19 protein-coding genes are annotated in these 18,245 nt (G+C 36.3%); 8 read left to right on the plus strand and 11 right to left on the minus strand.

Translation table 11 applies throughout. The features are described from left to right. Positions 1-56: 56 nt before the first annotated feature. Complete coding sequence (locus tag A0F92_RS14070; protein WP_068247572.1) at positions 57-560, minus strand: heme-binding domain-containing protein; 504 nt, start codon at positions 558-560, stop codon at positions 57-59. Between the two features lie 160 nt (positions 561-720). After that, on the minus strand, positions 721-2,241 hold the full coding sequence (gene gpmI / locus A0F92_RS14075; RefSeq protein WP_068247575.1) for a 2,3-bisphosphoglycerate-independent phosphoglycerate mutase: 1,521 nt from the start codon (positions 2,239-2,241) through the stop codon (positions 721-723). Positions 2,242-2,353: 112 nt separating this feature from the next. Here gpmI and A0F92_RS14080 point away from each other — a divergent pair, with 112 nt between their 5' ends. The 4 genes from A0F92_RS14080 (at position 2,354) to A0F92_RS14095 (ending at position 4,237) form a co-directional block, all read left to right on the plus strand. Then, positions 2,354-2,734, plus strand: a complete 381-nt coding sequence (locus A0F92_RS14080) for a DUF4783 domain-containing protein (protein WP_068247578.1) — start codon at positions 2,354-2,356, stop codon at positions 2,732-2,734. A 77-nt stretch (positions 2,735-2,811) separates the two neighbouring features. Further along, on the plus strand, positions 2,812-3,672 hold the full coding sequence (nadC, locus tag A0F92_RS14085; protein WP_068247581.1) for a carboxylating nicotinate-nucleotide diphosphorylase: 861 nt from the start codon (positions 2,812-2,814) through the stop codon (positions 3,670-3,672). Then, positions 3,669-4,016 carry a translation initiation factor gene (locus A0F92_RS14090; protein ID WP_068247584.1) on the plus strand — a complete coding sequence of 116 codons (348 nt, stop codon included), beginning with the start codon at positions 3,669-3,671 and terminating at the stop codon, positions 4,014-4,016. The genes nadC and A0F92_RS14090 overlap by 4 nt, the downstream gene beginning before the upstream one ends. Next, a complete protein-coding gene (locus A0F92_RS14095) occupies positions 4,013-4,237 on the plus strand; it encodes a hypothetical protein (protein WP_068247587.1) in 225 nt (74 codons plus the stop codon). The genes A0F92_RS14090 and A0F92_RS14095 overlap by 4 nt, the downstream gene beginning before the upstream one ends. A gap of 28 nt (positions 4,238-4,265) precedes the next feature. On the opposite strand, the gene A0F92_RS14100 is transcribed toward A0F92_RS14095, so the two are convergent. Beyond that, a complete protein-coding gene (locus tag A0F92_RS14100; RefSeq protein WP_068247590.1) occupies positions 4,266-6,065 on the minus strand; it encodes a DNA polymerase III subunit gamma/tau in 1,800 nt (599 codons plus the stop codon). Between the two features lie 166 nt (positions 6,066-6,231). Here A0F92_RS14100 and A0F92_RS14105 point away from each other — a divergent pair, with 166 nt between their 5' ends. After that, positions 6,232-8,121: a DUF1800 domain-containing protein gene (locus A0F92_RS14105; RefSeq protein WP_068247591.1), complete on the plus strand. Its 1,890-nt coding sequence runs from the start codon at positions 6,232-6,234 to the stop codon at positions 8,119-8,121. Positions 8,122-8,133: 12 nt separating this feature from the next. Then, positions 8,134-9,396 (plus strand): DUF1501 domain-containing protein, encoded by a 1,263-nt coding sequence (locus tag A0F92_RS14110; RefSeq protein WP_068247596.1) that lies wholly within the window; start codon positions 8,134-8,136, stop codon positions 9,394-9,396. A 25-nt stretch (positions 9,397-9,421) separates the two neighbouring features. Here the strand turns inward: A0F92_RS14110 and A0F92_RS14115 are convergent, their stop codons facing one another. The 4 genes from A0F92_RS14115 to A0F92_RS15900 all read right to left on the minus strand — a co-directional run bounded on the left by A0F92_RS14115 (position 9,422) and on the right by A0F92_RS15900 (position 11,806). Then, positions 9,422-10,600 carry a hypothetical protein gene (locus tag A0F92_RS14115; RefSeq protein ID WP_068247599.1) on the minus strand — a complete coding sequence of 393 codons (1,179 nt, stop codon included), beginning with the start codon at positions 10,598-10,600 and terminating at the stop codon, positions 9,422-9,424. Positions 10,601-10,673: 73 nt separating this feature from the next. After that, entirely contained in the window at positions 10,674-11,033 is a 360-nt protein-coding gene (locus A0F92_RS14120) for a CoA-binding protein (RefSeq protein ID WP_068247602.1), read from the minus strand. 117 nt (positions 11,034-11,150) lie between these two features. Next, positions 11,151-11,525 carry a DUF2071 domain-containing protein gene (locus A0F92_RS15895; RefSeq protein ID WP_253810499.1) on the minus strand — a complete coding sequence of 125 codons (375 nt, stop codon included), beginning with the start codon at positions 11,523-11,525 and terminating at the stop codon, positions 11,151-11,153. Beyond that, positions 11,486-11,806, minus strand: coding sequence for a DUF2071 domain-containing protein (locus A0F92_RS15900; RefSeq protein WP_317038895.1), 321 nt, complete (start codon positions 11,804-11,806; stop codon positions 11,486-11,488). The genes A0F92_RS15895 and A0F92_RS15900 overlap by 40 nt, the downstream gene beginning before the upstream one ends. Positions 11,807-12,080: 274 nt before the next feature. Here A0F92_RS15900 and A0F92_RS14130 point away from each other — a divergent pair, with 274 nt between their 5' ends. Continuing rightward, complete coding sequence (locus tag A0F92_RS14130; RefSeq protein WP_068247604.1) at positions 12,081-12,524, plus strand: histone H1-like repetitive region-containing protein; 444 nt, start codon at positions 12,081-12,083, stop codon at positions 12,522-12,524. 232 nt (positions 12,525-12,756) lie between these two features. Further along, positions 12,757-15,180, plus strand: coding sequence for a zinc-dependent metalloprotease (locus tag A0F92_RS14135; protein WP_068247607.1), 2,424 nt, complete (start codon positions 12,757-12,759; stop codon positions 15,178-15,180). A gap of 146 nt (positions 15,181-15,326) precedes the next feature. Here A0F92_RS14135 and A0F92_RS14140 read toward each other — a convergent pair whose 3' ends face one another. The 4 genes from A0F92_RS14140 to A0F92_RS14155 form a co-directional block, all read right to left on the minus strand. Further along, positions 15,327-15,803 carry a hypothetical protein gene (locus A0F92_RS14140; RefSeq protein ID WP_068247610.1) on the minus strand — a complete coding sequence of 159 codons (477 nt, stop codon included), beginning with the start codon at positions 15,801-15,803 and terminating at the stop codon, positions 15,327-15,329. Positions 15,804-16,129: 326 nt separating this feature from the next. Next, positions 16,130-16,564, minus strand: coding sequence for a hypothetical protein (locus tag A0F92_RS14145; protein ID WP_068247613.1), 435 nt, complete (start codon positions 16,562-16,564; stop codon positions 16,130-16,132). 74 nt (positions 16,565-16,638) lie between these two features. Next, the gene (locus A0F92_RS14150; protein WP_068247616.1) at positions 16,639-17,064 is read right to left on the minus strand and encodes a hypothetical protein; all 426 of its coding nucleotides are present in this window, start codon (positions 17,062-17,064) and stop codon (positions 16,639-16,641) included. Positions 17,065-17,540: 476 nt separating this feature from the next. Then, positions 17,541-18,245, minus strand: a 705-nt coding sequence (locus A0F92_RS14155) for a dihydrolipoamide acetyltransferase family protein (RefSeq protein WP_167517106.1), incomplete at its 5' end; no start/stop codon positions are given.

Raw genomic sequence — 18,245 nt, forward strand, 5'->3', positions numbered from 1 at the left:
AAGGCCAACAGTTATAAAACTGTAAGTCCGGTTTATGAAGATATGAAATGGTTGTACTATTTTTTACGTTTGGGCATTACCAAACTATCTGCAGGGTATTGTGCTTTAATAGAATCGCGAACCGCATCAAACCAATTATACAGGGTTTCTTTTTCAGCATCCGTTAAAATTGCATCGCGATGAATGAGGGTATATGACGCTAAAGGCATATCGCCCTCTTTTATTTGTTCTTTACAATCTTCCAATCGTTTATATTGTTTAGCCACTCGCATTGAAGTAAAATCACTGAAATTTAAATGCCGTTTTCCGGATTTTACATGGTCATCTAAAAACCAGGCTACCGGTTGAATATTGTTATACCAAGGGTAACGGGTATTGTTGGAATGACAATCATAACAAGCCTTTGAAAGAATTGCTTCTACATTTTGTGGAACTGGATAATGCAATTTAATATCAGTAGGCAATGTCTCAACTGACTGGTTTTTAGCCGGGCGAATAAATTGGATAATGATAAAAATGCCTAACACAACCAGGATAAACCAAAGAATAATTTTTTTCATGTATTTGTAATTTATATATAAATTTTTTATATAATTTAATTATCCCGGCCATTTTATCATTCAATTCATCTTCCTTCAAACAATTTTTATAAAACAATGCTGCACGCTAAAATCAAAAGGTGCAGCATTATCATTGCTTTGCTAAAAATAAGTATTCCCTTTAATCAATCAAAATATTGCCTGTCATTTCTTTGGGAATAGGTAATTGCATCATTTTTAAAATGGTTGGAGCAATATCACCCAACTTACCGGAATGCAAATTTCCATACCAGTTATTATCTATTACAAACAGTGGAACCAGATTTAAAGAATGTTGCGTATTCGGCGTTCCATCCTCATTAATCATGTTATCGGCATTACCATGATCGGCGGTAAGAAAAATAACATAATCTTGTTTTAATGCAGCTTCAACTACCCTTTTTACGCAGGCATCCACAGTTTCTACTGCCTTAATTACGGCAGAGAGTACCCCGGTATGTCCCACCATATCTGCATTGGCATAATTCAAACAAATAAAATCGGTATCCCCTTTTTCTATTTCAGGAATAAGTTTATCTGTTAATTCAACTGCACTCATTTCGGGTTTTAAGTCGTAAGTAGCTACCTTGGGAGAGGGTACCATAATACGTGATTCGCCCTCAAAGGGAACTTCCCTTCCCCCACTGAAAAAGAAAGTAACATGCGGATATTTTTCAGTTTCAGCAATTCTGATTTGTTTTTTTCCGGCAGCAGCCAATACTTCGCCCAAAGTATTGTTCAGATTATCATTTTCAAAAATAATATGTACCTTATGAAAGGTTTTGTCATACTCCGTCATGGTAGTATAATCAATTTTCAAAGCCTGCATGTTAAAGTCAGGATGATCGTTTTGAGTCAATACATCGGTAATTTCGCGGCATCGATCCGTTCTAAAATTAAAACAGATAGCCACATCGCCCTCCTGAATAGTTGCCACCGGTTTATCATTTTCAAGAATTACCGTGGGTTTAATAAATTCATCAGTAATATCTGCAGCATAAGATTGTTCGATGGCATGAACCGCACTGTTAGCCGTATTGCCTGTACCCATTACTATGGCATTGTAAGCTAATTGAATGCGCTCCCAACGTTTATCTCTATCCATGGCATAATACCTTCCGCTAACGGTGGCAATTTTACCTACGCTGGTTGTTAAAAATTGTTGCAGGTCTTGCATAAAGCCTAAACCGCTTTTCGGATCACAGTCGCGCCCATCGGTAAATGCATGAATATATACTTCTTTTAATCCGTTTTCTTTACAAACATTGCATATTGCTTTTAAATGATTGATATGGCTATGCACACCGCCATTGCTTACCAAGCCCAGTAAATGCAAGGGTTTATTATCATTTTTAGCTTTTGCAATAGCTGCCAATAGTTGTTCATTTTTGGCAAATGATCCATCACGTATGGCAACATTAATGCGCTGCAGTTCCTGATAAACAATACGGCCGGCTCCTAAATTAAGATGCCCTACTTCACTATTACCCATTTGTCCATCTGGCAACCCTACTGCTTCACCACAGGTTACTAAAGTTGTATGCGGATATTGATTGTACAAGGAGGTTACAAATGGCACATTGGCCTGTTGAATGGCATCGGTATGTTTATTCTTTCCGAGGCCCCATCCATCCATAATAATTAGTATTGCTTTCTTGCTCATAGCTACAAAGGTACTCAATTTGTTATTTCACCTTCCTACCCCTAACTTTAACTTTCGTTAAACATTTTATTTGGCATGTTTTTAGTGTAGGTTATATTATAAATTCAGCGTTATGAAAAAACTGTTATTGTTAATGGGTTTAGGAGTGGTTATGGCTTCTTTTACCTTTCAGAGTGATGTATCGGAAATTGTGAACGCCCTGAAGAGTGCCAATGCAGAAAGTGTATCCGGTTATTTTGACAGTTATATAGATTTAACCCTACCCGGTAAAGAAGAAGTTAAAAACATAGGGAAAAATCAGGCAGGGATTGCATTAAGAACATTTTTTAATGATGCCGGCATTCATGGTTTTGAACTCACTTCACAACGAGAAGCCGGTACCACTATGTACATGGCCGGAAAATTAAATGGGAAAAACAGGGGATATAATATTACACTGTTATTAAGAAACAAAGATGGGCATCACCAAATTATATCCGTCCGAATAAATTAAAGCTTTTCTAAACCCATTCATATAAAGCTCTCTTAATTTTCGAGGGCTTTTTTTATGAAACGTACTATATTGCCAACATGATAAATTTTGAAGAAAAATTAAACCATTTGATAATAGAAGCATTAAAAGAAGATATTGGTGATGGAGATCATACAACACTTTCGTGTATTGCAAAAGATGCTAAGGGAAAAGCCGTTTTAAAAATTAAGGAAGCAGGTATTTTAGCCGGGGTGGCAGTAGCACAAAAAATTTTTCATTTTGTTGAACCTGAAGCCGAATTTGAAATTTTTAAAGAAGATGGCGCCGCTATGCTACCCGGTGATAAAGCTTTTGAAGTAACCGCATCAGTACACACTATTTTATCCTGCGAAAGATTGGTTTTGAATTGTATGCAACGGATGAGTGGAATTGCTACACTTACACATGCATTTGCAGAAAAAATAAAGCACTATCGTACGCAATTATTAGATACAAGAAAAACCACACCCAATTTCAGATTATTGGAAAAAGAAGCAGTGCGTATTGGTGGCGGTACCAACCACCGGTTTGGGTTATTTGATATGCTGATGTTGAAAGACAATCATATTGATTATGCCGGAGGAATTGAAAATGCTATTCACCGCTCGTGGCAATATGTACAGCAACACCATCTTAATTTAAAAATTGAAATTGAAGCCCGAAATATAACCGATGTTACAACCATTTGCAAAGTAGGGAAAGGTAAAATATTCAGAATTTTATTAGATAATTTTACACCTGCTCAAATTACTGAGGCCTTACAAATTATTCAGCAGCAATTTGAAACTGAAGCCAGTGGTGGTATTCATTTAGAGAATATCGAAAGCTATGCTGCTACAGGCGTGGATTATATTAGCGCAGGCGGATTAATTCACCAGGCTAAAAGTGTGGATTTAAGTTTAAAAGCAATGTTGTTATGAACAAAAAAAACAAAACAGATGTAAGAGGTTTTGTATACAGTACAGATCCTCTGTTTCATTTTAAGCATGAAAATGCAATAACTGAAACACTGCCACCCGCAAAACAGAAACTTATCATTTATTTAGATACCAAACATAGAGGCGGTAAAACGGTTACTTTAATTAAAGGCTTTACCGGCACTGAGGATGATTGTATATGGTTAGGTAAACAATTGAAACAATTTTGTGGCACCGGCGGCAGTGCAAAAGATTCAGAAATTATTATCCAAGGCGACCAGCGCGATAAGGTATTACAATGGTTACAAAAAAATGGATATCAACTTTCTAAAAAAGCAGGTGGATGATTTTAAACGCAACAGGGGCTATTTATTTTTTCTGTGCTATTTTATTTACTGCTGCATTAATGGCGTTGTTTTACGGAATTGTTGTTTTGTACCGTGCCATAAATAATAAAGATGAAGACGGCATACGAAAAGCTAAATTTATTTTGTTGCTTGCAGTAATCACGTTGATCTGCGTGTCGGTAGTTTCATTTTTTATAACGGGAAGTATTCCACTGAACTAACCTACTTTACTTACATAATATTTTGTTTTTATAAATCTAAATCCAACCTCAACCTATCCTTCAACTCTCTTAATAAAGGATATTTTTCAGCCATTTTTTCAAAACGTTGCTTACTGTTCAACGAGAGTTGATCAGGTACTTCATCTGGAATCGTGTTTTCTACCAAAATATGAAAACGAATGCCGCTGTTATTGAATGCCTGCTGAATAAAATCGGTTAGCTGCATTTTTTCCTGTTCAATAAATTTTTGTTGCGTTAAAGCCTGAACGGTTACAGAAAAGCGCACCTCATCTATCAGTTCTAATTTTGCCATTTTTAAGGTTCCAACGGTAGCAGGTTTTCCGCCATCTTGTTGCAGCTTTTCACAATAATCATTCCAGCAGGCTTTTAATTTTTCTATCTGCAAATCTTCTGCTTCCTGCACCTGCAATACTTCAACATCTTCTTTTACCTTAGCCCTTAAAATATCTAAGAGATTTTTTTTATTATCTGTTTGTGTTGTTTGCTTGAGAATCTTTTTTTCAGCTGTAGTTTTAGGCTCCTGAACAACCGATTGCGGTAACGGCGCTGCAACAGGTGTAGCAGGACGCTCTTGCTCAATCATTAATTTTGCAGCGGGTGTATTTGTTGATTTTGGAGGATGGTATTGCGGAATGGTTTTTTGCTGCAATGCAAAAGGCCTATCCGTTAATTTTTTTTTTATAACGGTTCCCTGATCAGAAGATAGTTGTAGGGCTTGTTGTAAAAAGCTGAGTTTAATGAGGCACAACTCCACATGCAGCCTTTTATTGCGGGCCATTTTAAACTGTATTTCTGCTTCATTCAAAATATTTAAGGCACTAATTAAATAAGAAGCATCTATTGCATTGGCTGTAGCAGCATACTGTTCCTGCCTTCCTTCCAACACATCTAATAATACTGCAGCACGGGCATCTTTACACACCAATAAATTTCTCATGAAAGAAGCAAAGCCATTCAGCACCAAATCGCCCTCAAAACCTTTTTGGTTAATTTCTTCATACAACAGCATGGCGCCGGCCATATCCTGTTTGTATAAGGCATCTAAGAGTTTAAAATAGTAATCGTCATCTAAAATATTAAGATGTTCTACCGTGTTTTGATAAGTTAACATCCCATTGGTAAAACTTACAATTTTGTCCAGAATACTCAAAGCATCGCGCATACATCCTTCACTTTTTTGAGCAATGAGTTGAAGAGCAGTTTTCTCGGCAGATATATTTTCTTTTTCAATAATTTCTTCTAAATGTTCCACCGTATCCTGTATGGTAATTCGTTTAAAATCGAATATCTGGCAACGAGAAAGAATGGTGGGTAAAATTTTATGTTTTTCGGTAGTAGCCAGAATAAAAATGGCATAAGAAGGTGGCTCTTCCAGCGTTTTTAAAAAAGCATTGAAGGCACTGGTACTTAACATGTGTACCTCATCTACAATGTATACTTTGTATTTGCCTGCCTGCGGTGCAAAACGAACCTGATCAACCAGATTCCTGATATCTTCCACCGAATTATTACTGGCCGCATCTAATTCATGAATGTTCATTGAATTACCTGCATCAAAAGAAACGCAACTGGTACAGGTATTACAAGCCTCTCCTTCAGGGGTTGGATTGGTACAGTTAATGGTTTTGGCCATAATACGGGCACATGTGGTTTTACCCACTCCTCTTGGGCCGCAAAACAAAAAAGAATGCGCTATCTGATTGTTTTTAATTGCATTTTTTAAAGTGGTAGTAATATGTTTTTGGCCCACCACCATATTAAAATTTTGTGGGCGATACTTTCGTGCCGAAACAATAAAATTTTCCATACAAATTGCAAGATAACAAATGCAATTTCAATCGGGGCTACAGAATAAAGTTATGTGCAAAAAAACACTCTTTCTTTTCGCATTTCACTGAAAATATGGCAGAAAAAAAATTACTTTTTAAACCGACGGCCTATAAAACCATCTGATTGTTCAAATATTAAGGTACATGTGGCAAAAAAAAATAAGCAGATTGTTGGCATTTGTGGGATTAATGGCGGTTATTCACGGATTTGTGTATGTGCATCATACCCCACCCCAAAAAAAATTTCCTTATCAGGAAATGGGTTTTACAAAAGAACAGGCTGCAACTTATTTATTAAACAGATTTACTTTTGGCCCTAGACCGGGAGAAGTAGATGCTGTTGCAAAAGAAGGCATTGAACATTGGTTTTACCGCCAATTAGCAGGAAATCAATTAGATACTGCAGTTGATAACCAATTACAGCATTTATATATTGATGCCTCAAGTCTTTCATTAGAAGAGATGGTGAACACTTATCCCACTAACGGCGAAGTAGTTGCTTTAGCCAGAAAGATGGGCGTTATTGAAAAAGGCGATACTTCTATCAGCAAACCTGCCTATCGTGAAAAACTAAAAGCTTTTATGCAGCAACAAGGTTTTAAACCCATTGCTGAATTAGAAAAGCAATTAATTGTACAAAAAATTATCAGAGCCGCATATAGCAACAACCAGTTGCAGGAAGTATTAACTGATTTTTGGTTCAATCATTTTAACGTATCGCTCACCAAACCCAATTGCGCTCCTTATGTATTGGCTTATGAACGCGATGCCATACGACCTCACATACTTGATAATTTTGATGCCTTATTGCTGGCTACAGCGCAGCATCCTGCCATGTTAACCTATTTAGACAATGCCGGTAGTGTAAGCAATAACAATTCCATAGAAGCTAAGCGATTGGAACGATGGGCACAAACACCCAACAATAACGATAAGCCATTCAAAAAAAGGGCATCGGAAGGATTGAATGAAAATTATGCCAGAGAAGTAATGGAATTGCATACCATGGGCGTTGATGGGGGTTACACACAACAAGATGTAACTACTTTGGCCAAAATACTTACCGGATGGGCAATTTACCCAATGTTTAAAAATGGGCCCGCCTATCAACAATTAGAAAAAACAACACCTGAACAATTGGAAAAACGCGGCTTTGTTATACAGAATGGTTTTTTCTTCCGGCCAAATAAACACGATGATAGCCCCAAAACTTTTCTCGGCCAATATTTTCCTGCCAATGGCGGGTATAAGGAGGGTATTACCGCTTTAGAAATGCTGGCTCACCAACCCACTACTGCAAAATTTATATCCACTGCATTGGCCAAACATTTTGTGAGTGATACGCCTTCTTCCGCATTAATACAACAAATGACACAAACATTCTTAAAAACCAATGGCAGTATAAAAAGCGTTTTAATTACCATGGTGAATAGCCCTGAATTTTGGAATCCTAATAACCAAATCGCCAAAATCAAATCGCCTTTTGAACTGGCCATTAGTACCATTAGAGCTACGAATGCACAAGTAAACATGCCTTATCAAATTTTTTACTGGTGCAATAAAATGGGACAAAAATTTTATTACTATCAGGCCCCTACCGGCTTCCCCGACAGAGCAGACTATTGGATTAACACCGGCTCATTATTAAGCAGAATGAATTTTGGATTGGCTTTTGCATCGCAAAAAATACCGGGCATTACCCTCAACTTGCCTGCTTTAAATAATAATCATGAGCCTGAAAGTGTAGATGCTGCTTTGAAAATTTATAGTGCCATTTTGTTGCCGGCCAGAGATAACACTCAAAACATACAACGCATTGCTGCTTTAATTCATGATGCAGATCTAAATCAAAAACTAGCTCAGGCAGCAAACCAACATAATAATAATAATTATAATAATTATATATCAATACCCGAAATGGATACCACAGTACCTACCCATACTGTTCAACCCTTGCAAACCAACAATCCGCCTCCATCATTAAGTCAGGTTGTAGGTGTTATTATTGGCTCACCCGAATTTCAAAGAAAATAAAAAAATATATTTATGAATAGAAGAATATTTATGCGCAATGGAGCATTAGCCTTATTTGCAGCAGGCATTGGCGGTGTTCCCAACTTTATTGCCAAAGCCGCCACAGCAGGCAACAAATTCATCAAACCCTTTCAAAAAAGAAAAACACTGGTGTGCATTTTTCAGCGGGGTGCAATGGATGGATTAATGGCCGTTAGCCCTTATGCAGATCCTAATTTAAAAATGATGCGGCCAACATTATATATGAGTCCGGCTAAAACCGAAGGCAGTATGATAGACTTAGATGGTTATTTTGCCTTACACCCATCCTTACAAGCTTTTGCGCGTTTATTCCAAAATAAACAATTAGCCATTGAACATGGCGTAGGCAGCCCCAACCCTACCCGCAGCCATTTTGATGCACAGGATTTTATGGAAAGTGGTACACCTTTTAACAAAGGAACAGAGAGCGGCTGGTTAAACAGAGCCATTGGTTTAATGGGAAAACCTGCTACACCGTTTAGTGCCGTAAGTATAACGAGTGCCTTACCCAGAAGTTTTTATGGCAGTAATGAAGCATTGGCCATTAGTAATTTAAACGATTTTGCCATTCAAATGCGCGGCAACCCATTAGCAGGGAAAGTAGCTGCCAATTCATTTGAAGCATTGTACGATAATACCAGCTCACAATTGTTACAAAAAACCGGAAAAGAAAGTTTTGAAGCTATGAAAATGCTGAATGTAAACAACCTGAAACAATATGCACCAAAAGCAGGAATTGTTTATCCTAACTCCGCATTGGGCAATGCTTTAAAACAAATTGCCGTTTTAATAAAAATGGATGTTGGCTTAGAAGTAGCTTTTGCAGAAAGTGGTGGTTGGGATACGCATGTAAATCAGGGAACCATCAACGGAATTTTAGGCAGGAACTTAAAAGATTTCAGCGACAGCATTGCCGCTTTTTGGGAAGATATTGCAGCACATCAGGATGAAGTTACGGTAATGACCATGACTGAATTTGGCCGAACTGTACACCAAAATGGTACAGGCGGAACAGACCACGGCAGAGCCAGTTGTTTGTTTGTTTTAGGGAATGATGTGCAGGGCGGAAAGGTTTACCACCAAATTAAAAGTTTGGCCAAAGAAGATTTGGAAGACCAGCGTGATTTACCCGTATCTACCGACTTTAGAAGTGTATTTAGCGCAGTAGCTAATACACACTTAAACATTCATCAAAACAATATTTTATTTCCCGATTGGAATGGCAACGACATACCTATTATGCGTTACAGCTAAAATATTTTAATGAAACACCAACAGCTTATTGCTTGTATTCCATAGGCGGATGCCTTTCAAAGGGATACTGATTGGTATCAAAAATATAACGGTACGTAATAAGGCGGCGGCTTTGAACTGCACCTAAACTTTTATAGATATTAATCATTTTAGGGTTCCAATCACCTGCCCAGCCCATTTCGTAACTTTCATACCAACCCTTACCCTGCACCAACAAAGCGCTTTCATAAATTAAAAAACTATCAATGCCCAATACCTGATATTTGGGTATAACACCAAATGCCAGTCCGGTTAATTTTTTACAGGCACCTCTTCGTTTCATCCAAAATAATTGCAATTTTTGCCACCAGCCAAATTTGCCTTTAAAATATTTAAAATACTGATTTACATCCGGAATATTGATAAACATAGCTATGGGTTCATCATTGTAGTAAGCAAACCAAACCATTCGAGGATCCATAATGGGTTTCATACTTACAAACAACTTTAAAACATGTTCTTTGGTAATTTCTTTGGCTTCGCCGTGTTGTGCCCAGGCCTGATTGTACACTTCCGTAAAATCTGCAGCATATTTCTCCAATTCATTCAAATTTGCATGGCGGGCTTCGTATCCTTTTTTTGCTTTAAACTTTGCATGTCTTTCAGCAAATCTTGCCGGAAGCGGATCATCCACATTCATGGCATAATAATATTGGTTATAATAATTTTGAAAGCCATATCCTTCAAATAATTTTTGATAATACGGCGGATTAAAACTTAATCCATATACCGGTTCTTTATCAAACCCATCTACCAACAAGCCCCACCATTTGTCTCTATCACCAAAATTAATGGGGCCATCCATTGCTGCCATACCCTGCTGTTGTAACCATTGCTTTGCTGTATCAAACAATAAGTTAGCCGCTGCTTGGTTATCTATACAATCAAAAAAGCCAATACCACCAGTGGCAAAATCAGTGCCTTTGTTTACATATTTTGTGCTGGTAAATGCGGCAATTCTGCCAATAGTGGCACCTGTATCATCCTGCAAAATCCAACGCTGAATGGTGCCATATTTAAACAATTTATTTTTTTTTGGATTAAATACGGCCTCCACTTCATGATTGAGGGGCTGTATATAATTCGGATTACCGGCATTCATGGCCACATTCACTTCTAAAAACGCTTTTATGTCTGCTCCTTTTTGTACTTGCTTTATTTGCATAAGAATTGCCTGTTTCTGTCACAAACGAATATAGTTCATTACAAAGCTGCATGAACAGTAAATAAAAAACAATTTAATATTGATGGGTGGATAGCAACACTAATGTGCAAGCTTCCAAACATTGAATGCCTTTTTCTTTGGCCATTTGGCATAATTCGGGATTTTCTGCACCTGGATTAAAAATAATGCGTTTGGGATGCAGAGAAAAAATATAATCGTATAAAGCTGTTTGAACAGCCGGATTAACATAAAGTGTTACCGTATCTACATTGCGTTCTGCAGGATGTGTTGTAATAATGGGCACCGCACCAATATGTCCCGGCTTATTACCAATGGCTATTACCTGGTAACCATGCTGTGTAAGCCGATCAACTGCCAGATAACTATACCTTGCCGGATTTTCAGAAGCACCAATTACCACCGTTTTTTTCATACCCTATAAAATTAATGAACTGCAAAGTTACAGTAAGGTTGCCAACTAAGCCATAATACAGTATATCTGGCAAACAATACGCAGCAATTACCAGAACTAATTCTCAATGAAAGCATATTAAAAACGTAGTAACTGCCGGTTAAAAATTTTTTTCTGGAGAACCTTCGGCCAGAAATACAGATTGCGGTGCTTGTGTGATAAAACCAGTTTAAAAGCTGCTCTGTACAACGCCACTGCATTGCAATGAATTTTATAAGTTTGAACAGGATAAATTTGCCAGGATGGATGCATTACCTGATAAGCAGATGTAACCTGCGCGGCTCGTTTGGTAAAACCATAATAATGTTCTGTAATAAAACGTGATTCAGAATTGGGAGAAGCCCAATAGGGCGTCTCATCAGCATTTACCTGTATACCATTCCATTCATTTGCAACTTTCCATTCATAGCGAATCAGTAAGTTTTTATCATTGCTTTGTATGGTGTGGCGCATTGGGGGTGGTAATGGTAATGTTCGCCGTACATTAATCGGGCAACATAAGTAATCATTCTTTTAGGAACAATTTCTTTAATGAATACTACTCTGCGCTTCCAGGTATTTCCTTGTTTAAAACGAACATAAAAACGCAGGTTAAATTCTTCGAAATGCAGATAGAAAGAGATGGATATACCTTTTAAAGCAGAATTTGTAAAATAAATGCCCACTAAACTTACATAGGTATTTCCTTCAAAATAATCCAATTTAGTACCGGGCGGTACATGCGGTATTAAAATTTCAGGCTAAACAATATAGTTACAAAAAATCAGATAATTCCATTCTGCACTTAAAAAAATATGCTTTTACTTTCAATCATAATTAGTATAACAGAATGCAACACCTAAGGTTGAATCCTGCAGAAAAATAAGTTAACACACCTTGAATCCTGTTTCATTAAAAAAAAAATAATAAAATATTTATCTCTTTTTATAGAAAGAATGCAATTTTACAAAAGATATTATTTAACTTTCGTATCAAACTATTTCACCATTACACAAACACATCTAAACTATGGCAAAAGCAAGTAAAAAAAAGATAGCGCCCAAAAAGGCAGTTGCAAAAAAGGCAACTCCCAAAAAAGCTGTTAAAAAAGCAGTTGCAAAAAAAGCAGTTGCAAAAAAAGCAACACCTAAAAAGGCAGTTGCGAAAAAAGCGGTGAAGAAAGCAACGCCAAAAAAAGTAGTTGCTAAGAAGGTGGCGCCCAAAAAGGCAGTTATTAAAAAAGCTGCTGCAAAAAAAGCGGTGAAGAAATCAGCGCCAAAAAAAGTAGTTGCTAAGAAGGTAGCACCCAAAAAAGCAGTTATTAAAAAAGCGGTGAAGAAATCAGCGCCAAAAAAATCAACCACACCTGTTGCTGCAGCTGCTCCTGCAGTAGTTCAGGAAATGGTAATGCCAATGGCTGAAGTAAGCCATACTGAAGTGAGTGAAAATAACACTCCCTCTACCGGTGCTTAATTCTACACTTTGTAACTTAAAAATGAGTAAGCCTTCTCCTTAAATCGGAGACGGCTTTTTTATTGTAACCTAAACCTGAAAATGAATACAGCTTCGGTTTTACAGGTTATAATTTTATAAATTAATATACATTAACCAAGAAATTATTTTCACACCAATGATATAACCAACCATCCATCTCTTTGCTTTGCATTCAGCATATTCAATATCTTTAGTAAACAAAACAACTGCCATGAATAAATTGATAGGTATATTACTGTTCTGCTGTTGCTTGCAACCAAGCTTTGCACAAAACACCGGTACTATTGCTACCAAAACCGCACACATGAAGGCTTACAACGGCTTCTTTCCCTTTTGGTGGGATGATGCAACCGGTAAAATTTGGCTATTGGTAGATAAACCTGATTCTCAGTTTTTGTATGTAAACAGTTTGCCTGCAGGCATTGGCTCTAATGATTTGGGCTTTGACCGTGGACTGATTGGCCAATCAAGAATTGTATATTTTACAAAAGCTGGAAAAAAGTTATTACTGATACAACCCAATGAAGCATACAGAGCCACAAATAACGATAAAAATGAACAACGAGCCGTTGCAGAATCGTTTGCACAATCTGTTTTAGGCAGTTTTGATATTGCAGCACAGGAAAGCAATCAATATTTAATTGATGTAACCCCCTTCCTGCTGCGCGATGCACAAGGTGTTGCAGCTAAAATAAAAGAAATGAAACAAGGTACTTATCAGTTCAATAAAAGCCGATCGGCCATTTACTTACCCAATACCAAAAATTTTCCATTGAATACAGAAATGGAAGCCACTATTACATTTACCGGTGGCGATGATGCCGGGAGAATGATTACCACTGTTACTCCTTCGAAAGAGGCAATTACAGTTAGAATGCACCATTCATTTGTGCAATTACCCGATAATGGATATACACCCCGGCGCTATGATATTCGCAGCGGCTATTTTGGTATGAGTTATTATGATTTTAGTAGCCCGTTTTCTGAACAAATTCAACAAATGTTTATTAACAGGCACCGGCTCATCAAAAAATATCCCAATCAGGCAATCAGTGAACCGGTAAACCCCATTATTTATTATGTAGATAATGGAACACCCGAACCCATCCGTTCTGCATTAATTGAAGGTGCTTCCTGGTGGAATGAAGCCTTTGAAGCCGCCGGATTTAAAAATGCTTTTCAGGTAAAACTGTTACCCGATTCGGCTGACCCAATGGATATTCGTTATAACGTTATTAACTGGGTACACCGCTCTACTCGCGGCTGGAGTTATGGTGCCTCCATTACCGACCCCAGAACCGGCGAAATTATAAAAGGACAGGTAACCTTAGGTTCTTTGCGTGTTCGGCAGGATTATTTAATTTATACGGCATTGCTTTCACCTTTTTCAACCACACAGCCGGTTTCACCTGTTATGCAAGCCACGGCCCTGCAGCGTTTACGGCAATTGGCTGCACATGAGGTGGGCCATACATTGGGCTTACAACACAACTATGCCTCCAGTTACAACAATCGTGCTTCGGTGATGGATTATCCCCACCCCGATGTATTTGTTAACAATAACAATGAAATTGATTTTTCAACTGCCTATACCCATGGTATTGGCGAATGGGATAAAAGGGCCATTACTTATGGATATACCCAATTTACACCCGGCACCAATGAACCACGGGCATTAGATAGTATTTTAAAAAAGAATACTAAAGATGGCATTTTATTTATTGCCGATATGGATGCACGTGCTGCCGGCGGTATGCACCCCTATGCACATTTATGGGATAATGGAAAAGATGCGGTTGATGAATTGAATACATTATTGAAAGTTAGAGCAAAAGCACTTGACAACTTTTCACAGCAAGCCATTACCGTTGGAACACCTTTGGCAAAATTAGAAGATGTGTTGGTTCCCTTATACAATTTTCACCGTTATCAATTAGAAGCCGTTTGTAAATTAATTGGCGGAATAAATTACAGTTATTCAGTAAGAGGTGACAATTTGCAACAAAAACCGGAAATATTGCCCTTGGAAGTACAACAAAAAGCACTAAATGGTGCGCTTCAATGTTTATCACCCTCTGTATTAACGCTTTCTAATAACGTCATTCAACTCATACCTCCCCGCCCACCCATGTATTACAATGTAGGTGAATTATTTGAGAAAAGAACTGCTCCGGCATTCGATCCATTAGCGGCTGCAGAAGCTTTGGTAAATTTTGAATTGGGTTTTTTATTCAACCCCGAACGTGCCAATAGATTGGTAGCAAACAAAGCCATTGCGCATACACTGGGTTGGGATGATGTATTGGATGCTATTATTAATCAAACCTGGAAAGCACCCTTAAGTAAAGATTTGGCTTTACAAGTACAACTACAAACCCAACAACAGGTTATTAGCTGGCTATTGGATTTATATCAAAATAAGAAAGCCAATTATGCAGTAAAAACTATTTGTTATAGCAGATTAATGGATTTGAAAAAATGGGCTACAGCACAAACAGCTACACATACTACATTAGCTGCACATTATAATTATGTCATTGAAAGAATCAATCATCCTGATAAAATGCAATTACCCCAACCGGTTGAACCTCCACCCGGTGCACCCATTGGCTGTAGCTGGGAGGAAGGGTATTAAAAAAGGAGCGAAAAAATGCTATTCTTTGTAGTGATACATTTTTAACAAGTAATCAATACAAAACATATGATAAAGTAAAAACACAATTATACAAACAGAGAATTTATAATTAAATTAAAAAAATGATTGTACTTACAAAAACAAGTTTACAAAAAGGGGATGTGTAATTGTTTTAAAAATTTCATAAATATATTATAAATATTTTCATCTTGTATTGCATCCATTTTACGAATTTCAATAAAAATTCTCCTTTTAGGTATAGTAAAGCCGGTTTCAACATCTACCATTTTATTAAAAATAATTTCTATTTTGAATAGTTTCATTTTTAATAAGCTATCCAGATAGTTAGAAAAACTATAAGGAATATTTTGCATGGATGAATCATAATAGAAATACAATGAATCAAAAGAATTTTTCCCTTTGTAATAATCTGAATGCACATATTTCTGCAACAAAATATTATTTCCATATTGTATCGTAGCATATAAGTATGCACTGTCCTTTGCCAGTGAATCTTTAAAATTATTTATCTGTCCGTAATGTGTATTTACTCTTAGAAATGAGTCAACCGGGTAATAAACTCCATGAGAAGTATCGTAAATAGATGAAAAATAATGCCCCATCGAATCAAAATTCTTATATAAGCAATAGGGTTCAGAATTAAATATTTTTTTATTATCTCTGAAGTTGTAGACGGGCCTAAGTTTACACAAAGTATAATTTTCTAACTTAAAAACAGAAATAGTATCATTAATCAATAGATGTTTAATTGAGTCAATACTCCCTTTATTGGCTATATATATAATAATAATATATTATTTTAAAACTTGTAATTTTGTAATTTGCTGAATTATGGAAGCAATCAATATTTTTATTTAAACTAAACAAAAAAATTATAAATATATATAATATATTCATTTTTTAAAAATAAAACAATTAAAAAATTTATTTATGGTTTTGCCGGCCAACCAATGATTGTAGAATTATAATTAACACTTTGATCCAGTAAATTAGGAACAGTACAATTACAAATTGGATGAAAAGTAACATTAAAATCAACAGACATACCCGCATACAAAATATTAGGAGCACCTGCAACAAATGATGGGGTGCCAACGCCCTGATTAAATGAAACCGCACCACCAATAGGATTGCCGACCATTGTAATATTTTGATGTGTTAACGACTCCCAATTCCAAACATTACTTTGCTTATCAACCAATTTCACAATACCCGATTCAATAGAAATTAGTTGAAAAGTGGGATTTGTAAGTATCACCCATTGCATAATTTTAGATTTCCGAAAATCATCAACATCGCCAACCTGTGCAGAAATTGCATACGAAGCAGTCGTAGCGTTTGAAACCAAATCAGTAAAAATCATAGCGCAATTTTCTGCGCAGTTAATGTCATCGAGATAACCTGAACCGCCGTCCATGTTAATAACATCACCTAAATTTATGGTAAACTGATAACTACATTGGGCATAACTCCAACTACAACACTTCCATCGGAATTAGAATAAGCCCAGGTATAATCCCAACAGATATATGATATAGTTAATCCATGATTGTTGCCTATGTTATTTGTATTAATGCTTAATTTATTTTCAATATTACTAAGCAATTTTATATTCTTATCGGATGATTGAAATAAGCCTTCAAGTGTAGATTTTGAAAAATAATTTGCCTCCCTATTTCCGTATTTTTTAAGTTTAAGCTGTTCTTTGTTTTTATCAACAATTTTAAAATAAATGTGTTCCCTATCATAGTTGTAAAAAAATATCAATGCATTTGTTTTATTTTTCTCATCTATTACAGGAGTAACAATTGTATTAAACCCATGCTCATTTTTTAATACTATAGAAATACCCCAATTAGGCATACCATATTTTTTAACACTATTGAAAATTTTATGTACTTTATTGTGACTATTAAATGAAACTATAACTTTATCCAATAGAGTTGTATCAGCTAATATTCCATTTAATTTTTAAAATATCTGATTTGAGATATCGTTTTTGTAAAAGAAAATCTCTTGGGGTTTTTGCTCTGTTATATTTAAATCCTTTTTACAAAATCCAAAAAAAATAAAAAAATAAATAATAAGCGATATTTATTGTTTTTCATAAAGAAGATTTTTTAATATAAAAATTATCGAAATCAAATTTATGAATATTTTTTTAATAATATTAAATTAATTTAACGGCATTTTAACCAGTTAAAACACGGAAATTGATAAACAAATAATTAGAAGTTTATTGTTTTAAAACTACTTATACATTAATTAAATAAATAAATTAAAAAGTCCTGTTCATTCGCAATGAATCAACAGGGCTTTTTCAATGAATATCTATTCAGTTAAATCAGCATTCTAAGCGGCTCTTCCAGCAAACTTTTTAATGTTTGCAGAAATGCAGCACCGGTAGCACCATCAACTACTCTATGGTCGCAACTAAGGGTAACTTTCATTACATTTCCGGGTACAACCTGTCCGTTTTTCACAACGGGCTCTTGCATTATTCCTCCAACAGCTAAAATGCATGCATCAGGTGGATTAATAATGGCAGTAAACTGATCAATACCAAACATACCTAAATTAGAAATAGTGAAAGTACTTCCTTCCCAATCTGCGGGTTGAAGTTTTTTATCTTTTGCTTTTTGTGCATATTCTTTTACCTGAACAGCAATTTGACTTAAACTTAAGCTATCTGCAAAACGCACTACAGGTACCAATAATCCCTCATCTACGGCTACCGCAACACCAATATTAATGTGCTGATTATAACGAATAAAATCGCCCATCCAGCTACTGTTTACTTTGGGGTGTTGTTTTAATGCCATAGCAGTGGCTTTCAATACCAAATCATTAAAACTGATTTTAACTTTGGCATTTTCATTCAACTTGGTTCTGGCGGCAACAGCGGCATCCATATCAATAGCCATGGTTAAATAAAAATGCGGCGCTGTAAATAGACTTTCGCTCAGGCGGCGTGCAATGGTTTTCCGCATTTGCGAAACCGGAACATCTTCGTACCGAACCTGGCCTGCCGGTAATGCCTGTAC

Source organism: Hydrotalea flava, assembly GCF_001623405.1.
GTDB classification, from domain to species: Bacteria; Bacteroidota; Bacteroidia; order Chitinophagales; family Chitinophagaceae; genus Hydrotalea; species Hydrotalea flava.

Coding starts and splice junctions, on each gene's coding strand:
- A0F92_RS14140 (WP_068247610.1), bottom strand. CDS start 15,803: ATGGGGCATTATTTTTCATCTATTTACGATACTTCTCATGGAGTTTAT.
- A0F92_RS14115 (WP_068247599.1), bottom strand. CDS start 10,600: ATGCAAATAAAGCAAGTACAAAAAGGAGCAGACATAAAAGCGTTTTTA.
- A0F92_RS14150 (WP_068247616.1), bottom strand. CDS start 17,064: ATGCCTAATTGGGGTATTTCTATAGTATTAAAAAATGAGCATGGGTTT.
- A0F92_RS14070 (WP_068247572.1), bottom strand. CDS start 560: ATGAAAAAAATTATTCTTTGGTTTATCCTGGTTGTGTTAGGCATTTTT.
- A0F92_RS14120 (WP_068247602.1), bottom strand. CDS start 11,033: ATGAAAAAAACGGTGGTAATTGGTGCTTCTGAAAATCCGGCAAGGTAT.
- A0F92_RS15895 (WP_253810499.1), bottom strand. CDS start 11,525: ATGCGCCACACCATACAAAGCAATGATAAAAACTTACTGATTCGCTAT.
- A0F92_RS14080 (WP_068247578.1), top strand. CDS start 2,354: ATGAAAAAACTGTTATTGTTAATGGGTTTAGGAGTGGTTATGGCTTCT.
- A0F92_RS14145 (WP_068247613.1), bottom strand. CDS start 16,564: ATGATTTTTACTGATTTGGTTTCAAACGCTACGACTGCTTCGTATGCA.
- A0F92_RS14135 (WP_068247607.1), top strand. CDS start 12,757: ATGAATAAATTGATAGGTATATTACTGTTCTGCTGTTGCTTGCAACCA.
- A0F92_RS14130 (WP_068247604.1), top strand. CDS start 12,081: ATGGCAAAAGCAAGTAAAAAAAAGATAGCGCCCAAAAAGGCAGTTGCA.
- A0F92_RS14110 (WP_068247596.1), top strand. CDS start 8,134: ATGAATAGAAGAATATTTATGCGCAATGGAGCATTAGCCTTATTTGCA.
- A0F92_RS14105 (WP_068247591.1), top strand. CDS start 6,232: ATGTGGCAAAAAAAAATAAGCAGATTGTTGGCATTTGTGGGATTAATG.
- nadC (WP_068247581.1), top strand. CDS start 2,812: ATGATAAATTTTGAAGAAAAATTAAACCATTTGATAATAGAAGCATTA.
- A0F92_RS14100 (WP_068247590.1), bottom strand. CDS start 6,065: ATGGAAAATTTTATTGTTTCGGCACGAAAGTATCGCCCACAAAATTTT.
- gpmI (WP_068247575.1), bottom strand. CDS start 2,241: ATGAGCAAGAAAGCAATACTAATTATTATGGATGGATGGGGCCTCGGA.
- A0F92_RS14090 (WP_068247584.1), top strand. CDS start 3,669: ATGAACAAAAAAAACAAAACAGATGTAAGAGGTTTTGTATACAGTACA.
- A0F92_RS14095 (WP_068247587.1), top strand. CDS start 4,013: ATGATTTTAAACGCAACAGGGGCTATTTATTTTTTCTGTGCTATTTTA.